General features: G+C 66.1%; 1 protein-coding gene. It reads left to right on the plus strand.

Annotated elements, in window-relative coordinates:
• On the plus strand, positions 1-604 hold a 604-nt coding region (locus F0Q45_RS26560; RefSeq protein WP_149656657.1), incomplete at both ends, for an HNH endonuclease signature motif containing protein.

Consider the following 604-nt stretch of genomic DNA (forward strand, 5'->3'; position numbering starts at 1 on the left):
GATCACGCTGGGCAAACAAGACGTCGACGGGATGTCACGCTTCACGGGCTATCTGACCCCTGAGGCCCGCGCCACCATTGAAGCAGTGTGGGCCAAGCTGGCCGCCCCGGGCATGTGCAACCCCACCGACGAGACCCCGTGTGTGGACGGCACTCCCTCGGAACAGACGGTGCGGCGCGACACCCGCTCGGCAAGCCAACGCAGCCACGATGGGCTGCTGGCCGGCCTGCGCGGGTTGTTGGCCAGCGGCCAGCTGGGCCAACACAACGGGCTACCAGCCAGCATTATCGTGACCACCACCCTTCAAGACTTGGAGGCTGCCGCCGGCAAGGCGCTGACCGGCGGCGGCACCCTGCTGCCCATGTCCGATGTGATCCGGCTGGGTCGGCACGCGCATCACTATCTCGCGGTGTTCGACCACGGCAAGGCGTTGGCGCTCTACCACAGCAAACGCCTGGCCAACCCAGCCCAACGAATTGTGTTGTACGCAAAAGACCGCGGCTGCACCGCACCAGGCTGCGATGTACCGGGGTATCGCTGCGAGGTCCATCATGTCGCGGAGTGGGCGACCACCCACCGCACCGATATCGACCAACTCACCCTG

This window comes from Mycobacterium simiae (assembly GCF_008370645.1).
In the GTDB taxonomy this organism is placed as follows: Bacteria; Actinomycetota; Actinomycetes; order Mycobacteriales; family Mycobacteriaceae; genus Mycobacterium; species Mycobacterium simiae_A.